General features: G+C 71.3%; 15 protein-coding genes. 6 read left to right on the forward strand and 9 right to left on the reverse strand.

The genetic code is table 11. From position 1 onward, the window contains the following. Positions 1 to 105: 105 nt before the first annotated feature. Positions 106 to 4728: an ATP-dependent helicase gene (locus tag ACLJPX_RS25380; protein WP_410602263.1), complete on the forward strand. Its 4623-nt coding sequence runs from the start codon at positions 106 to 108 to the stop codon at positions 4726 to 4728. Between the two features lie 37 nt (positions 4729 to 4765). Next, entirely contained in the window at positions 4766 to 5269 is a 504-nt protein-coding gene (def, locus tag ACLJPX_RS25385) for a peptide deformylase (RefSeq protein ID WP_101606374.1), read from the forward strand. 22 nt (positions 5270 to 5291) lie between these two features. On the opposite strand, the gene ACLJPX_RS25390 is transcribed toward def, so the two are convergent. The 4 genes from ACLJPX_RS25390 to ACLJPX_RS25405 form a co-directional block, all read right to left on the reverse strand. Beyond that, the gene (locus ACLJPX_RS25390; protein WP_410602265.1) at positions 5292 to 6392 is read right to left on the reverse strand and encodes a GNAT family N-acetyltransferase; all 1101 of its coding nucleotides are present in this window, start codon (positions 6390 to 6392) and stop codon (positions 5292 to 5294) included. 109 nt (positions 6393 to 6501) lie between these two features. Next, on the reverse strand, positions 6502 to 7170 hold the full coding sequence (locus ACLJPX_RS25395; protein WP_410602267.1) for a VOC family protein: 669 nt from the start codon (positions 7168 to 7170) through the stop codon (positions 6502 to 6504). Between the two features lie 61 nt (positions 7171 to 7231). After that, positions 7232 to 7996 carry a maleylpyruvate isomerase family mycothiol-dependent enzyme gene (locus ACLJPX_RS25400; RefSeq protein WP_410602269.1) on the reverse strand — a complete coding sequence of 255 codons (765 nt, stop codon included), beginning with the start codon at positions 7994 to 7996 and terminating at the stop codon, positions 7232 to 7234. A 24-nt stretch (positions 7997 to 8020) separates the two neighbouring features. Beyond that, positions 8021 to 8503 carry an SAV_6107 family HEPN domain-containing protein gene (locus ACLJPX_RS25405; protein ID WP_410602271.1) on the reverse strand — a complete coding sequence of 161 codons (483 nt, stop codon included), beginning with the start codon at positions 8501 to 8503 and terminating at the stop codon, positions 8021 to 8023. Between the two features lie 221 nt (positions 8504 to 8724). On the opposite strand from ACLJPX_RS25405, the gene ACLJPX_RS25410 reads away from it, so the two are divergent. Next, the gene (locus ACLJPX_RS25410; RefSeq protein WP_410602273.1) at positions 8725 to 9255 is read left to right on the forward strand and encodes a YbaK/EbsC family protein; all 531 of its coding nucleotides are present in this window, start codon (positions 8725 to 8727) and stop codon (positions 9253 to 9255) included. Then, entirely contained in the window at positions 9252 to 9815 is a 564-nt protein-coding gene (locus ACLJPX_RS25415; protein ID WP_101606368.1) for a GNAT family N-acetyltransferase, read from the forward strand. Before ACLJPX_RS25410 ends, ACLJPX_RS25415 begins: the two co-directional genes overlap by 4 nt. Here the strand turns inward: ACLJPX_RS25415 and ACLJPX_RS25420 are convergent. The 3 genes from ACLJPX_RS25420 to metF all read right to left on the reverse strand — a co-directional run bounded on the left by ACLJPX_RS25420 (position 9812) and on the right by metF (position 13622). Continuing rightward, positions 9812 to 10693 (reverse strand): DMT family transporter, encoded by an 882-nt coding sequence (locus ACLJPX_RS25420; protein ID WP_410602275.1) that lies wholly within the window; start codon positions 10691 to 10693, stop codon positions 9812 to 9814. The two genes, ACLJPX_RS25415 and ACLJPX_RS25420, sit on opposite strands and share 4 nt — an antisense overlap. A gap of 316 nt (positions 10694 to 11009) precedes the next feature. Next, positions 11010 to 12695, reverse strand: coding sequence for a DUF885 domain-containing protein (locus ACLJPX_RS25425; RefSeq protein WP_410602277.1), 1686 nt, complete (start codon positions 12693 to 12695; stop codon positions 11010 to 11012). A gap of 42 nt (positions 12696 to 12737) precedes the next feature. Continuing rightward, positions 12738 to 13622, reverse strand: a complete 885-nt coding sequence (gene metF, locus ACLJPX_RS25430; protein ID WP_410602279.1) for a methylenetetrahydrofolate reductase [NAD(P)H] — start codon at positions 13620 to 13622, stop codon at positions 12738 to 12740. A 119-nt stretch (positions 13623 to 13741) separates the two neighbouring features. Between metF and merB the strand changes: the two genes are divergently transcribed. Then, a complete protein-coding gene (gene merB / locus ACLJPX_RS25435) occupies positions 13742 to 14419 on the forward strand; it encodes an organomercurial lyase (protein ID WP_410602281.1) in 678 nt (225 codons plus the stop codon). Here merB and ACLJPX_RS25440 read toward each other — a convergent pair. Both ACLJPX_RS25440 and ACLJPX_RS25445 read right to left on the reverse strand, forming a co-directional pair. Further along, complete coding sequence (locus ACLJPX_RS25440) at positions 14416 to 14721, reverse strand: AzlD domain-containing protein (RefSeq protein WP_410602283.1); 306 nt, start codon at positions 14719 to 14721, stop codon at positions 14416 to 14418. The genes merB and ACLJPX_RS25440 overlap by 4 nt on opposite strands. After that, positions 14718 to 15386, reverse strand: coding sequence for an AzlC family ABC transporter permease (locus ACLJPX_RS25445; RefSeq protein WP_410602285.1), 669 nt, complete (start codon positions 15384 to 15386; stop codon positions 14718 to 14720). The genes ACLJPX_RS25440 and ACLJPX_RS25445 overlap by 4 nt, the downstream gene beginning before the upstream one ends. 48 nt (positions 15387 to 15434) lie before the next feature. On the opposite strand from ACLJPX_RS25445, the gene ACLJPX_RS25450 reads away from it, so the two are divergent. Then, positions 15435 to 15983 carry a CGNR zinc finger domain-containing protein gene (locus ACLJPX_RS25450; protein WP_410602288.1) on the forward strand — a complete coding sequence of 183 codons (549 nt, stop codon included), beginning with the start codon at positions 15435 to 15437 and terminating at the stop codon, positions 15981 to 15983. The last annotated feature ends 30 nt before the right edge of the window (positions 15984 to 16013 follow it).

Raw genomic sequence — 16013 nt, forward strand, 5'->3', positions numbered from 1 at the left:
CTCCCATGAGCGAGGTCACCGTACGTGCGGAACCCGCCGAACTCGTCCCCGTCCGGGTGCCGTGTCACAGCCCTCGGAGCGAAACTGTCGGTGGTCCGGCGCACTATGGAGAACGTGGCAGACGTACTCGACCTCTTCTCCCCCGCGACCAGGGACTGGTTCACCGGGGCCTTCGCCGCGCCCACCCGCGCGCAGGAAGGGGCGTGGCGTGCCGCGCACGCGAGGGAACACGCGCTGGTCGTGGCCCCGACGGGGTCCGGTAAAACACTGTCCGCGTTCCTCTGGGCGCTGGACAGGCTGTCGGTCGAGCCGCCGCCGTCCGAGCCGCGGAAACGCTGCCGTGTCCTCTACGTCTCGCCGTTGAAGGCGCTGGCGGTCGATGTCCAGCGCAACCTGCGCGCGCCACTGGCCGGTATCTCGCAGGCGTCGCGGCGGCTGGGGCTGCCGGTGCCGGACATCGGCGTCGGCATGCGCACCGGCGACACCACCGCCGCCGAGCGGCGCTCCTTCGGTAAAACGCCGCCGGATGTGCTGGTCACCACGCCGGAGTCGCTGTTCCTCATCCTCACCTCGTCCGCGCGAGACTCGCTGCGCGGCGTGGAGACGGTGATCATCGACGAGGTGCACGCGGTCGCGGGCGGCAAACGCGGCGCGCATCTGGCCCTTTCACTCGAACGGCTCGACGCCCTCCTGGAGAAGCCCGCGCAGCGGATCGGGCTGTCGGCGACGGTCCGGCCGATCGACGAGGTCGCTTCGTTCCTGGCGGGCGGCAGGCCGGTCACCGTCGTCCAGCCGAAGCTCGCGAAGACGATCGAGGTCCGCGTCGAGGTCCCGGTCGAGGACATGTCCACTCTCGACAGTCCACAGGGGCCGAAGCAGAACGAAGACCTCGATGCCGGTCTCGCCCAGCTCCCCGGCGCGCTGGAGGCGATCGACGGCACCCCGCGGCGGCCGTCGATCTGGCCGGCGGTGGAGGAACGGGTCCTCGAACTGATCCAGGCGCACCGGTCGACGATCGTGTTCGCCAACTCACGGCGGCTCACCGAGCGGATGACGGCCCGGCTCAACGAGCTCGTCGCCGAACAGACCGAGCTGGAGCCCGACCAGCGGTATCCGGCCGAGGCGATCGGCCAGTCCGGGCTCACCACCGGCGCGGCGCCGGTGATCGCGCGGGCGCACCACGGGTCGATGTCGCGGGAGCAACGCACCCACGTCGAGGAGGAACTGAAGACGGGCCGCCTCGCGTGCGTCGTCGCGACGTCCTCCTTGGAACTGGGCATCGACATGGGCGCGGTCGATCTCGTCGTGCAGATCGAGGCGCCGCCGACGGTCGCTTCGGGGCTGCAGCGCGTCGGCCGGGCCGGGCACCAGGTCGGCGCGGTGTCGAGCGGGGTGATGTTCCCGAAGTTCCGGGGTGGCCTCGTCTCCTGCGCGGTGGTCGCGGAACGGATGGCGTCCGGCGCGATCGAGGCGGTGCGGTATCCGCGAAACCCGCTGGACGTGCTCGCGCAGCAGATCGTGGCGATGGTGGCGCTCGAATCGTGGACGGTCGACGAGCTGGCCGCCCTCGCCCGCCGCGCGGCGCCCTTCGCCTCCCTGCCGGACGACGCGCTGTCCGCGGTGCTCGACATGCTCGCCGGGCGGTATCCCAGCGAGGAGTTCGGTGAACTGCGGGCGCGGATCACCTGGGACAGGGTCAGCGGTGAACTGCACGGCCGCCCGGGTTCGCAGCGGCTGGCGGTGACCTCGGGCGGCACGATCCCCGACCGCGGCCTGTTCACCGTGATGACGCCGGGCGGGGACGGCAAACCCGGGTCGCGCGTGGGTGAGCTCGACGAGGAGATGGTCTACGAGTCCCGCGTCGGGGACACGATCCTGCTGGGCACCTCCTCCTGGCGGGTCACCGACATCACCCACGACCGGGTGATCGTGGTGCCCGCGCCGGGTGAGCCCGCGCGGATGCCGTTCTGGAAGGGCGACGCTCCCGGCCGTCCGCTGGAACTGGGGCGCGCGCTCGGCGCGTTCGTCCGAGAACTGTCCACTTCGGAGCCTTCGGTGGCCAGGGAACGCGCCGCCGTCGCCGGGCTGGACGAGTACGCGTGCGACAACCTGCTCGGCTACTTGGAAGAGCAGAAGGCCGCGACACGGCATGTGCCGAACGACAAAACCGTGCTGCTGGAACGCTTCCGCGACGAACTCGGGGACTGGCGGGTCATCCTGCACTCCCCGTTCGGCGCTCAGGTCAACGCGCCGTGGGCGCTCGCGATCGCGGCCAGGCTGCGGGAGAACCGCGGGGTCGACGCGCAGGTGGCGCATTCCGACGACGGCATCGTGCTGCGGCTGCCGGAGGCCTTGGACTCCGAGGGCTCGGAAATCACCATCGGCGTCGAGGACGTACTGCTCGACCCGGAGGAGGTCGAGCAGCTGATCGTCACCGAGGTCGGCGGTTCGGCGGTGTTCGCCGCGCGGTTCCGGGAATGCGCGGCGCGGTCGCTGCTGCTCCCCCGCCGGGATCCGCGCCGTCGCACGCCGCTGTGGCAGCAGCGGCAGCGCGCGTCGCAGCTGCTTTCGGTCGCGGCCAAGTACGAGCGGTTCCCCGTGGTGCTGGAAGCGATGCGGGAAGTCCTGCAGGACGTGTACGACGTCGGCGGGCTGCGTGAACTGATGGCCGACGTCCGGTCGCGGAAGGTCAAGCTGGTCGAGGTCGAGACGCCGTCGGCGTCGCCGTTCGCGCGCAGCCTGCTCTTCGGCTACGTCGGGATGTTCCTGTACGAGACCGACGCCCCGCTCGCGGAACGGCGCGCGGCGGCGCTGGCGCTGGATTCGACGCTGCTGGCCGAACTGCTCGGCACCGAGGCGATCCGGGAACTGCTGGACGCCGAGGTCGTCGCCGAAGTCGAGCGCTCCCTGCAGCGGCTCGATCCCGACAGGCACGCCCGCAACGCCGAAGAAACCGCGGATCTGTTGCGGTTCCTCGGAGATCTCTCGATCGAGGAGGCCGCCGCGCGGGGCATCCAGCGGGAGTGGCTGGAGGAACTGGAATCCGCGCGGCGGGTGATCCGGGTCCGCATCGGCGGCGGCGAACGGTTCATCGCCATCGAGGACGCGGGCCGGGTGCGGGACGCGCTGGGCACCGCGTTGCCGGTCGGGGTGCCGGAGGCGTTCACCGAACCGGTCGAGGATCCCGTCGGCGACCTGCTGTCGCGCTACTCCCGTAGCCGTGGCCCGTTCAGCGCCCGGCAAGCCGCCGAGCGGTTCGGGCTGGGGACGGCCGTGGTCACCGGCGTGCTGGACAGGCTGACCGCACAGGGCAGGCTGGTCCGGGGCGAACTGAGCCCGGTCGGGCATCCGGAAACCCACGGCGTCGGCATGGAGTTCTGCGACTCGTCGGTGCTGCGCAGGCTCCGGCGGGCGTCGCTGGCTCGGTTGCGAGCCGAGGTGGAGCCGGTCGAACCGGCGGCGCTGGGCCGGTTCCTGCCGTCGTGGCACGGTATCGGCGCGCGAGTGCGTTCGGCGCCGACGGCGGACGACGTGCTGTCCGTGGTCGAGCAACTGGCGGGCGCCCCGCTCCCGGCGAGCGCGGTCGAGTCGCTGATCCTGCCGAGCAGGCTGCCCGGCTACACCCCCTCGCTGCTCGACGAACTCACCACGGCGGGCGAGGTCACCTGGTGTGGCTGCGGTTCCCTGTCCGGCGGGGACGGCTGGCTCGCGCTCGCGCCGACGGACGTCGCCGATCTGTTGCTGCCCGACCTCGACGACGATCTGCCCTCCGGCCCGCTCCACGCGGCGATCCTGTCCACTTTGGAGGGTGGGGCGCAGTTCTTCCGCCAGCTCGTGGACCGGGCGTCGCCGTTGGTCGAAACCCCGCCGAACGACGGCGAAGTCGTCGACGCGCTGTGGGATCTGGTGTGGGCCGGGCTGGTCACCGGGGACACGCTGGGGCCGCTGCGGGCGCGGGTCTCCGGTTCCGGCGCGGCCCACAAACCCCGGCGCCAGGCACCTCGGGGCCGTTACGCGCGGCTTCGCGCCGGGCGACCGGCGATGCCGTCGCGTTCCGGGCCGCCGATGGTGGCCGGCCGCTGGGCGCTGACCCCGGAGCGCGAACCGGATCCGACCAGGCGTGCCCACGCGCGGACCGAGGCCTTCCTGGAACGGCACGGCGTGCTCACCAGGGGCGCGCTCGACACCGAGCGGGTGACGGGCGGTTTTTCCGGGATCTACAAGGTTTTGCGCGGGATGGAGGACTCGGGTCAGGTCGTCCGGGGCTACGTCGTCGAAGGACTCGGCGCCGCGCAGTTCGCGGCGAAGGGCGCCGTCGACAGGCTGCGCGCGCAGTCCGGGAACCAGCGCACCACCCAGGAAGGGGCGGTCGTGCTCGCCGCCGCCGACCCGGCCCAGCCCTACGGCGCCGCGTTGTCGTGGCCCGCCGCGACGGGCGACACGAAGCACCGTCCGGCCAGGAAAGCGGGTGCCTTGGCGGTGCTCGTGGACGGCGTCCCGGCGATGTACGTCGAACGCGGCGGCCGGTCGCTGCTGAGTTTCACCGAGGATCAGGACACCTTGCGTTCGGCCGCGCGGGCCCTGTCCACGGCGGTCCGGGAAGGCTGGCTGGGGCAGCTCGCGGTGCAGAAGGCCGACGGCGAGGTGGCGCTCACCTCCGAGCTTTCGGCCGTCCTTCAGGAGGCGGGATTCCGGGCGACTCCCAAGGGGCTGCGCCTGCGGGCCTAGACTTGCCGCCCAGACCTGCGGAGAAGGACGTTCGAACATGGTGATGCGCGACCTGCGCTACTTCGGGGATCCCGTGCTCAAGACCGTATGCGATCCGGTCACGACATTCGACAAGAAGATCGAGTCGCTCGTGACCGATCTGATGGACGGCGTGAAACCGGCGGGGCGCGCGGGTCTCGCGGCACCGCAGATCGGGGTCGGCCTGCGGGTGTTCAGCTACGACGTCGGCGGGCTGACCGGCTACGTGATCAACCCGGAGATCGCCGAACTCTCCGAGGAGACCCACGAGATCGGCGAGGGCTGCCTTTCCGTGCCGGAACTGTGGTTCCCGGTCGTCCGCGCGAAACGGGCCGTCGTGCGCGGTGTCAATCTGCGCAACGAGCCGATCGAGGTCGAAGGCTTCGACGTCCTCGCGCAGTGCCTGCAGCACGAGACCGATCACCTCGACGGCAAGCTCTACCTGGACCGGCTCACCGCCGAGCGCAAGAAGCGGGCGCTGGGCGAGGCCCGCGGCAAAGACTGGTTCTGGAACCGCAAGTAGCCGAACGACCGCAACCAGAGGACTAAACGCGGGGCTCTGGGACGCGCGGGTCGGGGAGGCGGAAGCGCAGGGTGCCGGAGTCCCCGGGGGTGCGTTCGGGGCGCAGGCCGATCCGGGCGGCGGTGCGGTAGAGGGAGTCGTCGCCGGGCAGGCAGACGGCGGCGAGTTCGCGTTCTCCCGTGGCCTTGGCGAGGACGGCGAGCCTGCTCAGCAGGGCCGAGCCGATGCCCTGGCGCTGCCAGGAATCCTCGACCAGGAGCGAGACTTCGGCCGCGCCGCCGTCGGCCGACGGGATCAGCTGGCCGAGACCGATCACGTCACGACCGCAGACCGCCAGCAGGCTGCTTCCGCGCGGCGGCATCAGCAGCCGGTGCAGCCAGCGGCGCGGCACGGCGCGCATTCCGGTGTGATAGCGGTGGAAAAGCGTGGTCATCGAGCATCTCTGGTGCAGCGCGGACACCGCCTCCGCGTCACCGGGGACGCCCTTCCGCAGGATTATCGCGGCGCCATCGGGCCGGTCGAGCACGATCGGCCCGGTCACGTTGTCGCGGACGGCGGTCATCAGGCCGGTCAGCGCGACGGCCCGGCTCAGCTCCAGTTCGACGAACGGCGACCACCGGCGGCGCGCGACGAACGCGGTGCCGTCCCCCGCCGCGAACACCGCCCGGTGCCCGCCCTCCGTGCGGGCAGGGTTCGCCTCGATCGACGGGACCTTCGTGACGACGTCGGCCGCGAGAACGCCGCGAAGCACCTCCGCGAGGCCACCGGGCTCATCGACGGCTCTTTTGGCCGCGGTGAGCGTCGCGGTGGCCGGATCGACCAGTTCGGCCAGATCCGCGTCGATGACGGCGGAGCATTCGCACCCTTCGTCACGGATCGCGTCGACGAGCAGTTGCCGGGGCAGGCCGGTGGCCGGCCGCAGCACGATCTCGTCGAGCACGCCGCCGGGCACCGGGAGCACCGACAGCCCGAGGATGTTGCACTCGAGGTCGGCGAGCCGGATCGCGATCCTGGCCAGGGTGCCCGGCCGGTCGTCCACGCGGATCCGGACCCGCCAGGCGGACGCGGCCGTGGTCTCTTCTCCGGGGTGGATCTGGGCCGGCAGGACTCGATAAGTCTCCATGACCTCAACGTTCCCGGCCGGTTGTTGCCTGCCCACGGCGCGGGTGTTTCGCTCAGGTCAGCGTTCGGCCCCGCCACGCAACTCCGATGAAACAACCGGGCGAAACAACTCAGCGCCGCGTGAGCACGCTGAATTCGTTGCCCTCCGGGTCCACCATCGCCTGACCGAACTGCCCTGTCGCGCCGAGCTCCCGCAGGCGCCGTACCTCGGCCACGCGGCTGCTGCCTCGCCGTGGCGCGACCTCGAACCGCAGCCGGTTCCGGTGCCGTTTCCTTTCGTCCGTGGCGAGGAACTCGATCCACGGGCCGCGGCCGTCCGGCGGCCGCAGACCCACGACCGACTCTTCCCGGACCCCGATCCGCCAGCCCAGCGCGGCCGACCAGAACCGCGCGAGCCGCTCCGGATCGAGGGCGTCGGTGACGACCGACGCGAGCGCGCCGGTGCCCGCGTACTGCTCGCGGGGCTCGAGGACACAGAACTCGTTGCCCTCGGGATCCGCCAGCACCACCCACGGCACCCGTTTCTCCTCCGGCGGCCCCTGGCCGATGTCGATGTGCCGTGCGCCGAGGGACAGCGCGCGGTCCACCACTTCGGCCTGGTGCTCCAGGGAACGGCTCGCCAGATCCAGATGCAGCCGGTTCTTGCCCCGTTTGGGGCCCGCCTCGGAGCGGAAGGCCGGTTGGAACGGGGCGTCCCAGCTGAACAGCCCTTCCCAGAAACCCGCCAGATCTCTGGGAAGGGCCGAGTCGAAGACCAGATTCACCAGCTGTACCGCCACACCGGTGAATCTAGACGGCACCACCGACATTTCTGACCGGTTTGGCTTCCCCACCGACCGGTCATCGGGTCGCGAGCCGCAAAAGGGCCCAGAGTTGTCCCGCCATGTCCTGGTCTCCGCTGACCGTCACCGCCGTCGGACCCGCCCGGCCCCAGAGCCAGCGGTAGATCTTGTCCGGCTGCCCGGTGACCAGATCGTCCGCGCGCCGGGCCTCCTCGGCCGAGCATCGCCAGGCGATCGTTTCCGTGGGCCCGGCCCTGGCGATCCAGTGGTGGCCCGCGGTGCGCACGCCGACCGATCCGGTCTTGGTGCCGGACAGTCCCAGCAACGGCAGCCGCTGGCCGAACCAGAGCGTCAGTGCCTCGTCGATCCCGTCGAGCGCCACGTCTTCGGGGATCTCCGACACGTCCCGTCCGGCCGCGCTCTCCGCGTCGATCCGGTGGATCGTCGCCTCGTGCGCCATCCGCCGCCGCCAGAACCCGTAGCTGCGGTCCGCCGGCCACCAGGTCGGCGCCAGTTCGTCCGCGTCGTGCGCGGACAGTTCGGCGACGAGTTCGTCCCGGCCCTCGCGGAAGTACTCCTCCAGGGTCTGTCCCGGCCCCGGTTTGCGCTGCCAGTGCTCGGGACGCCGCCCGTCGGTGATCCAGCGGCGGGTGACCCGGTACACGCTGCCCACGTGCCGGAGCACCTCACCGAGGGTCCATCCGGGGCAGGTCGGGACCGGCGCGTCCGCGGACGCGGTGTGCGCCACCTGAGCCATCAGCTCGGTCTCGGCGCCGATCACCTCCAGGAACCTGCCCTGGTCGATCATGGCCTGCCCGGCCATCGGGCACCCCCTCTCCGCGGTGGCCTAGGCCACATGCGCCGAATCACCCATCGGCAGCCCGTGCACCACCCGTCGCACCAATTCCAGGAACACGGTGGCGGCACGCACCAGCTCGTCGGCCATGTCGACGGTGACCTTCCCGGTGATGCCCGCCTGCGCGGCGGCCCGCGTCGCGGAGTTGGCCGCGAAGAACGCCGCCCACTCCTTGAGCTCGGGCGCGACGGAGTCGAGCAGCACCCAGCCGCTCGCCGGGCGGGCCCGGCCCCGGTGCGGACGGCCGCGTGCCTCCAGCACCGCCGCGGCGCCCCGCAGCGCGGCGAGGTACGCCCCGATGAACCGCTCCGCGGGATCGGTCTCCCGCTCTGCTTCGCCAAGGCCACGCCTTGCCTGCGCGTACAAGGAGACCGCCGCGGGTGGTGCCGGCGGGCGCAACGACATCGGCAGGGCGGGCTGCGCGGTGCCCCCCGGCCTCTCGGCTTCGTCAGGGGACACGACCGAAACGGACATGACGACCCTCCTCCTGTACGTGAGCGCCGGCCGGTGCCCGGTGCCGAGGCGCTTCCCCCGCCCCCGCTCCGGGCACCTACCGGTGCGCGCTCACCGAATGTCGAACGTCTGTTCGAACAAGACCAATGTAACCCTGACGTGCCCCTTTCTTCAACCCCGTAGCGGGGTGATCGCCGCATGTGGCGCGGGACACGGGATCGGCCACGTGATCTCATAGGCTCATGAGCACCATCGACCAGTCCGGCCACCCCTCGGTGGCCAAGGTCGCGGCCGCGCTCGCCGAGGCGGGTCAGCAGGCCGCCGCGGACGGGATCCGGATCCTCCCCGCCGAAGTCCGCACGGCCGCGCAGGCGGCCGAAGCGCTCGGAGTCGAGGTCGGCGCGATCGCGAACAGCCTCGTGTTCCGCAGCCGCACCGGTGACGCGGAGACGGCCCTGCTCGCGCTGACGTCGGGCGCGCACCGCGCCGACACCGGAATCCTCGCCGCGTCGACCGGCGCCGACGAGATCGGCAAGGCGGACGCGGATTTCGTCCGTGCGCACACCGGGCAGCCCATCGGCGGCGTCGCCCCGGTCGGTCACCCGAAGGCGTTGACCACTCTCGTCGACACCGCGTTACGCGCTCACGACGTCGTCTGGGCCGCCGCCGGGCATCCGAAGTCGGTGTACCCCACGACGTTCGACGGGCTCGTCGCGCTGACCGGGGGTACTCCCGCGGACGTCGCGGGCGACGGGCAGGATGGGCGCCCGTGACCGCGATGTCCTCGGAATGCACCCGTTACGTCCAGCTGTCCGCGGACGAGTTCCGCGCCCGGCTCCCCGAGGCGCTGACCATCTACGTCGACGCCATGCGCTATCCCGAAGGCACGGCGGAACAACGCGCGCCGATGTGGCTCACGCACGCGCTGCGCGAAGGATGGCGCTGTATGGCCGCGCTCGACGCGAACGGCGTCCTGCTCGGCCTCGCCTACGGCTACAAGGGCCGAGGCGGCCAGTGGTGGCACGAACAGGTCCGCCACGGCCTGACCCGCCGTGAGGGCCAGGCCGCCGCCGAGCAGTGGATGTCCGACTACTTCGAGCTCACCGAGATCCACGTCAGCCCGGCGAGCCAGGGGAAGCGGATCGGCGAGGACCTCCTGCGACGGCTGCTCGACGGCGTGCCCAGCGCCCACGTCCTCCTTTCCACGCCGGAAGGCACCAGCCGGGCCTGGAACCTTTACCGGCGTGTCGGTTTCGTCGACGTGCTGCGGGACTACCACTTCGCCGGGGATCCGCGGGCGTTCGCGATCCTCGGCCGGACGCTGCCGCTCTAGGGCTTCGAATAGGCGACGGCGAGCGCGGCGATGAGCACCGCCGCGCCGCACCAGCCGACCGCGCCGAGCCGTTCCCCGAGCACCACCATGGACAGCAGCGCGGCCGTGAGCGGTTCGAGCAGGGCGGACAACGCGGCCAGGACGGGGTGCGCGCCCTCGAGGCCGCGGAAATACGCGGCGTAGGCCAGCGCCGTGGGCACGACGCCGAAGTAGACGACGAGCGCGAGCACGTCCACCTGCGGCGGCACGGCCATCCCGAACCACAACGCGGCGGGAGTGAGCGCGGCACCGCCGATCAGGCAGCCGAAAGCCGTGGTGGGCAAGGGATCCAGGCCGTCGACGCGGGTCGCGGTCACCAGGGTCAGCGCGGCGAACCCGGCCGCGGCGAGCAGGGCGAACAGCACTCCGGTGACGTCGGCTTCTTCCCCGGGCGTCCACTGCAGCAGCACGAGCCCGATCAGGGACCCGGCCAGGGACACCGTCGTCCAGGCCGAGGGAAGACTCCGGGACTTGACGACCGTCGCGACGGCGAGCAGCACGGGCGCGCTGCCGATGGTGGTCATGGTCGCGACGCTTACCGAACTCAGCGAGACCGCGACGAAATAGCTGGTCTGGAAGAGGGCGAACAGGCCACCGACCGCCAGGAGGCGACGGCGGGCCTCCGGTGTGCGGGGAAGGCCGCGGAGGCCGCCGGTGAGCCAGAGATAGCCGGTGGCGATCACACCGCCGATGAGCAGCCGGTACGCGGCGACGCTCAGCGGATGGAGTCCCGCGCGGGAGGCGAGCAGGGAGCCGGCGAGGCCGCCGGTCCCCCAGAGGACGCCGGCGAGGACGAGCGCGGCCGACGATCGGGCGCGCGTGGGTACGGCAACGGACATGGGAAACGCTCCTGCGTCTGGTGTCGGTGTCTGAGGACGGCGACGACGCGGGGTGCTTCTTCAGCGCATCAGGAAGAGGCCGGGCGGCGGGAACGCCGCGCGGCCGCACACACCCCGCTCAGGAGGCGGGGGGTGGGGTGACGAGAAAGATCCGGTGCACGGGGGGAACGTAGCAAGGCTCCGGCCGGTGCCGCACGTGAATTGCGCGCGGCCGGTGCCCCCTCCGGATGCTATGAAAGGCCCGTTACTTGCAAATTTTGCAAGTAACGGGCCTTTCATAGCGCGCTTTTGGACCGCGGAAGGCGCGAGAGAGCGGCTAGTCCAGTGCGGCCAGCGTCTCCCTCAGCGTGTCCAGCCCCATCCCGCCGAGCGCCAACGCCCGCGTGTGGAACTGCCTGATGTCGAAGGCGTCGCCCTGGCGGGCACGGGCCTCGTCGCGCGCGGTGAGCCAGAGGCGTTCGCCGAGCTTGTACGACGGCGCCTGCCCCGGCCAGCCCAGGTAGCGGTCGATCTCGTCGTGCACGTGGGCCGGGTCGGTGACGGTCCGGGTGAGCATGAACTCCAGGCCCAGCTCGGGCGTCCAGCGCTCGCCCTCGTGGAAACCGGTGCCCGCCGGGATCTCCAGTTCCAGGTGCATGCCGAGGTCGACGATCACGCGCGCGGCGCGGAACAGCTGCTCGGACAGCATGCCGAGCAGTTCGCCGTCGTCGGCGAGGAACCCGAGGTCCTCCATCAGCCGCTCGGAGTACAGCGCCCAGCCCTCGGCGTGCCCGGAGGTGAACGCGAGCAGCCGCTGGTACTTGTTCAACGACTCCGACTGGTCGACGGCGGTCGCGATCTGCAGGTGGTGGCCCGGCGCGCCCTCGTGGTAGACGGTGCTGACCTCACGCCAGGTGATGAACTCCTCCCGGCCCTGCGGCAGCGACCACCACATGCGGCCGGGGCGGGAGAAGTCCTCGCTCGGGCCGGTGTAGTACGCGCCGACGGTGCCGCCGGGCGGGGCGATCTTGCACTCCAGCTCCATGACCTGGTCGGAGATGTCGAAGTGCTTGCCGCGCAACGACTTCAGCGCGTTGTCGGACAGGTTCTGCATCCAGGCCTGGAATTCCGACCGGCCGCGCACGACGTACTTCGGATCGGCGTCGAGGACGGCGGCCGCCTCGGCGAGGGTGGCGCCGGGTTTGATCCGGTTCGCGACCTCGCGCATCTCCGTTTCGATGCGGGTGAACTCGGCCCAGCCCCAGGCGTAGGCCTCGTCCAGGTCGAGGGTGGCTCCGGTGAACATCCGGGACCACAGCCGGTAGACCTCGGCGCCGACGGCGTCCTTGACCGGGGCCCGCGGGGCGAGCTCGGCGCGGAGGAAACCGGCGAACTCCGCGTACGCCTCCTGCGCGGCGCGGGCGGCGTGCTCGAGTTCGGTGCGAAGCTCCGAACTCACGCTCTTCGCGCCAGAGATCAACGTGGTGAAGAACCCGGTCTCTTCCTTGAGCCCCGCCCAGGTCTCGGCCTGCTCGGCGACCTTGCTGACCTGGCGGAGCGCCGAGACGCGGCCCGCGTCGGCGCCGGCGAGCAGCGACGCGCGGTACTGGTCGAGCGCCTCGGGAACCTTGGCCATGCGGGCGGCGATGTTCGCCCAGTCCGACTCGGTCTCGGCGGGCATGAGGTCGAAGACCATCCGCAGGTTCTGCGCGGGGCTCTCGATCACGTTCAACTCGGCGAGGTCGAGACCCGCCTCGTGGATCTCCAGGATCAGCCCGGTCCGCTCGGTGAAGACCGCCTTGGCCGCGCGTTCGCCGTCGTCGCGCGGCTCGGCCGCTTCGATGTCGGCCAGTGCCCGGGAGGCGATCGCGGCCCGCGCCGCGTACCCGGCGGGCGAGTAGTCGGTCAGCTGGTCGTCGTATCCGGAGATGCCGTACGTCGTCGCGGTGACCGGGTCGGCCGCCGCGTACTCGTCGACGTACCGGTCACAGATCTGGTGCACACTTTGCGCGGTCGAAGCCATGCCCGGCACGCTACCGGGACGACGGGCGACTTCGGTACGGAGTTACGCGCGGGCCGGGACCAGCCCGAGCCTGCTGACCACCTCACGCGTGGCCTTGGACCGGTTGAACGTGTAGAAGTGCAGGTCGGGGACGCCTTCGGCGATGAGCCGCTCGCACAGTTCGGTCACCGTGTCGATCCCCGCCGCCCGGAACGACTTCGGGTCGTCGGCCAGCGGTTCGAGCCGGTCGAGCAGCCGCCGCGGCGCGGGCGCGCCGGACAGCTTGATCGACGTGTGCAGCGTCCGCAGCGTGGTCAGCGGCATGATGCCGGGGATGACCAGCGCCTCGCAGCCGGTCGCCGCCACCCGGTCCCGTAGGCGGAGGAAGTCCTCGGGTTCGAAGAACAGCTGCGCGATGGCGAAATCCGCGCCCGCGCGGAGCTTGCGCACGAGGTATTCGGTGTCGGCTTCGAGGTTCGCCGACCTCGGGTGGCCGTACGGGAACGCCGAGACGCCGACGCAGAAGTCGCCGAGCGAACGCACCAGTTCGACGAGTTCCTCGGCGTAGTTGAGCCCGTCCGGATGCGGCACCCAGTCGCCGTAGACGTCGCCCGGCGGGTCACCCCGCAGCGCGAGGATGTTCCGCACGCCGACCGCGGCGTACCAGCCGATGACGTTGCGCAGTTCCGCGACCGAGTGGTTCACGGCGGTGAGGTGCGCCATCGGCACCAGCGTGGTCTCGGTGGCGACGCGGGCGATGCTGCGGATGGTGCCGTCGCGGCTGGAGCCGCCCGCGCCGTAGGTGATCGACATGTACGCCGGGTCCAGTGGTTCGAGTTCCCGGATCGACTTCCACAGCACGGCCTCGTCCGCCGTGTCCCTTGGCGGGAAGAACTCGATGGAGAAAACGGGTCCATCACCCTGCAACCGCTCGACCACCGACGTCATACCGTCATGTTAGGGGGGAAAGTCCGCTGGCTGGGAGCCCCCTCTCAGGCATTGGACTTGCGACTTCAGCCACTGCCAACGGTTGCCGAGCGGCGTCCACCTGGGGAGACTCTGGAGCCATGAGTGCCGAAGACGACACCAGCTGGGACGAAGACGTCCGCGTCGCGGTCTACCGGGCGTTCGCCGAGCACGGGAGGCGGCCGACGGCGCCGGAGCTGGCCGACGCCGCCCACGGGTCGCTGGCGGTGGCGAAACAGGCGTTGCACCGGCTCGCGGAGCAACGCCACGTGGTGCTCGACGCCCGCGAGCACGTCGTGATGGCGCATCCGTTCGCGGCGATCCCGCTGGGGTTCTCCGTGATGGGTGAACGGACGCTGTGGTGGGGCGGCTGCGCGTGGGACGCGTTCGCGATCCCGCATCTGGTCAAGGGCGAACCCGAGGTGCTGGTGTCCACCCGCTGCCGCGGCTGCGGCGAGCCGCAGGCCCTGATGGTGAACGACCGGACCCCGCCGAAGGGTGAACTCGTCGCGCACTTCCTGGTCCCGGCGGCGCGGATGTGGGACGACGTCGTGCACACCTGCGGCAACCAGCGCCTGTTCTGCGGCGAGTCCTGTGTGGACGGATGGCTCACGGAAACGGGCCAGGACAAGGGTTATGTCCTGGACCTGGCGACGTTGTGGCGGCTCGCGGCAGGCTGGTACGAAGGCAGGCTCGACCACGGCTACACCCGCCGCGGGCCGAAGGACGCGGCCGCGTATTTCGCCAAGGCCGGGCTCTCCGGGCCGTTCTGGAGCTAGATCAGGAACCGCAGCGCGGCGGTGACGACGACGCCGCACAGGATCGCGGCGAGCACCGGCACGCGCAGCACGTAGGTGACGGCGATCGCGGCCAGTCCCGCGCAGAGCGTCCAGTCGACGCCGGACCAGGCCGGGCCGGTCACGTCGGTGAGCACCAGCCCGGCCAGCAGGGCGGGCGCGAGCAGCGCGATCACCCCGGCCAGGCGCGGCGGCAGGTCCCGGTCGCCGAGCAGGACCGGGCCCACCGCCTTGAACCCGATGCTGACCAGCGCCACGGCGACGATGGCGATCCAGAGCGTCATCGCCGTACCCCCAGGCCCACCAGCGCGGCGGCCGAGGCCCCGATCAGCGCGAGCCCGACCGGGACGAACAGCACCAGGGCCCCGGCGAGGCAGGCGGCGAGGGCCGCGGTCAGGACGGCCTCGCGTGAGCGGCGCAGCTCGTCGATGAGCAGGACCAGGAAGAAGCCGGGGAAGACGACGTCGAGCCCGAAGCGCGCGACGACGTCCGGCGAGGGCGCTGCCACGACACCGAGCACCGTGCCCAGCACCCACGCGGGCAACTGGACGAGCGTGCAGCCGATGAGTTTCTCGCGGTCGAAGCGCCCGCCGCCGAGGTGGGCGGCCACCCACGAACCGTCGACGACGGCCTGGCCCTCCCATGCCCGGCGCAGCCGCCCGCCGCGCAGGTCCTTGGCGACGGCGGCGCCCATCGGCAGGAACCGGGCGTTGATCAGGGCCGCGGCGCCGACCGCGACGGCGAGGTTGCCGCCGCCCGCGAGCGCGGTGGCCATCGCGAACTGGGCAGAGCCGGAGAACACGACGATCGACGCGACGATCGGGGCCGCGATCCCCCAGTTCAGAGTCTGGCTGTAGGCGCCGAAAGTGACACCGAGGACGAAGGTCGCGACACCCAGCCCGAGGCCGACGCGGGCGCCGGCCAGATAGTGCTGCCGGAGCGTTGTCATACGGCCGACTCTAACAAGCTAAACTGAGTTTGACCATTAGGAGGGCACGTGGACGGCCACTGGGACGGGTACGACAGCATCGGCGGGAGCGTGCCGTTGGACCTGGTCAACACCGTTTCCTGGCGGCGCGATCCGGCCAGGCGGGACGATCGGCTTTCGGATCCCGCGCGGCTGTCCGAGTGGGTCGTCCTGGTCGGCGCGGGCACCGAACGACTGGAGATCTCCGAGGCCGTCTTCGACACGGTGAAGTCGTTCCGCGAGACGCTCTACCGGGTGCTCGTTTCGGCCCCTCCGGACGTCACGGCGTTGCGGAAGACCCTGGTCGCGGCGTACCGGCACGCCGAACTCGCGCCGTCCTTGCCGCTGCGGTGGACGGTGCCGTTGACCGGCGACGCCGCGCTGCCGCACTTCCTCGCGCTGTCGGCCGAGGAACTGCTGCGGTCCGGCGAACTCGCGCGGATCCGGGAGTGCGAGGGGCCGGGGTGCGGCTGGATCTTCACCGACCAGACGCGCAACCGGTCGCGGCGATGGTGCAGTTCGTCGGACTGCGGGAACCGGGCGCGCGCGAAGCGGCATTACGACAAGGGCCGCGGCTGACATCCCTCGCATTTGGTCCTCTGGTCGCGG

Origin of the sequence: Amycolatopsis sp. lyj-90 (genome assembly GCF_046549035.1) — a bacterium.
In the GTDB taxonomy this organism is placed as follows: domain Bacteria; phylum Actinomycetota; class Actinomycetes; order Mycobacteriales; family Pseudonocardiaceae; genus Amycolatopsis.

What these genes read in the sequence shown, in the direction of transcription:
- ACLJPX_RS25380 (WP_410602263.1), top strand. Translation starts at nt 106, where the DNA reads ATGGAGAACGTGGCAGACGTACTCGACCTCTTCTCCCCCGCGACCAGG.
- def (WP_101606374.1), top strand. Translation starts at nt 4,766, where the DNA reads ATGGTGATGCGCGACCTGCGCTACTTCGGGGATCCCGTGCTCAAGACC.
- ACLJPX_RS25390 (WP_410602265.1), bottom strand. Translation starts at nt 6,392, where the DNA reads ATGGAGACTTATCGAGTCCTGCCGGCCCAGATCCACCCCGGAGAAGAG.
- ACLJPX_RS25400 (WP_410602269.1), bottom strand. Translation starts at nt 7,996, where the DNA reads ATGGCCGGGCAGGCCATGATCGACCAGGGCAGGTTCCTGGAGGTGATC.
- ACLJPX_RS25405 (WP_410602271.1), bottom strand. Translation starts at nt 8,503, where the DNA reads ATGTCCGTTTCGGTCGTGTCCCCTGACGAAGCCGAGAGGCCGGGGGGC.
- ACLJPX_RS25410 (WP_410602273.1), top strand. Translation starts at nt 8,725, where the DNA reads ATGAGCACCATCGACCAGTCCGGCCACCCCTCGGTGGCCAAGGTCGCG.
- ACLJPX_RS25420 (WP_410602275.1), bottom strand. Translation starts at nt 10,693, where the DNA reads ATGTCCGTTGCCGTACCCACGCGCGCCCGATCGTCGGCCGCGCTCGTC.
- ACLJPX_RS25425 (WP_410602277.1), bottom strand. Translation starts at nt 12,695, where the DNA reads ATGGCTTCGACCGCGCAAAGTGTGCACCAGATCTGTGACCGGTACGTC.
- metF (WP_410602279.1), bottom strand. Translation starts at nt 13,622, where the DNA reads ATGACGTCGGTGGTCGAGCGGTTGCAGGGTGATGGACCCGTTTTCTCC.
- merB (WP_410602281.1), top strand. Translation starts at nt 13,742, where the DNA reads ATGAGTGCCGAAGACGACACCAGCTGGGACGAAGACGTCCGCGTCGCG.
- ACLJPX_RS25440 (WP_410602283.1), bottom strand. Translation starts at nt 14,721, where the DNA reads ATGACGCTCTGGATCGCCATCGTCGCCGTGGCGCTGGTCAGCATCGGG.
- ACLJPX_RS25445 (WP_410602285.1), bottom strand. Translation starts at nt 15,386, where the DNA reads ATGACAACGCTCCGGCAGCACTATCTGGCCGGCGCCCGCGTCGGCCTC.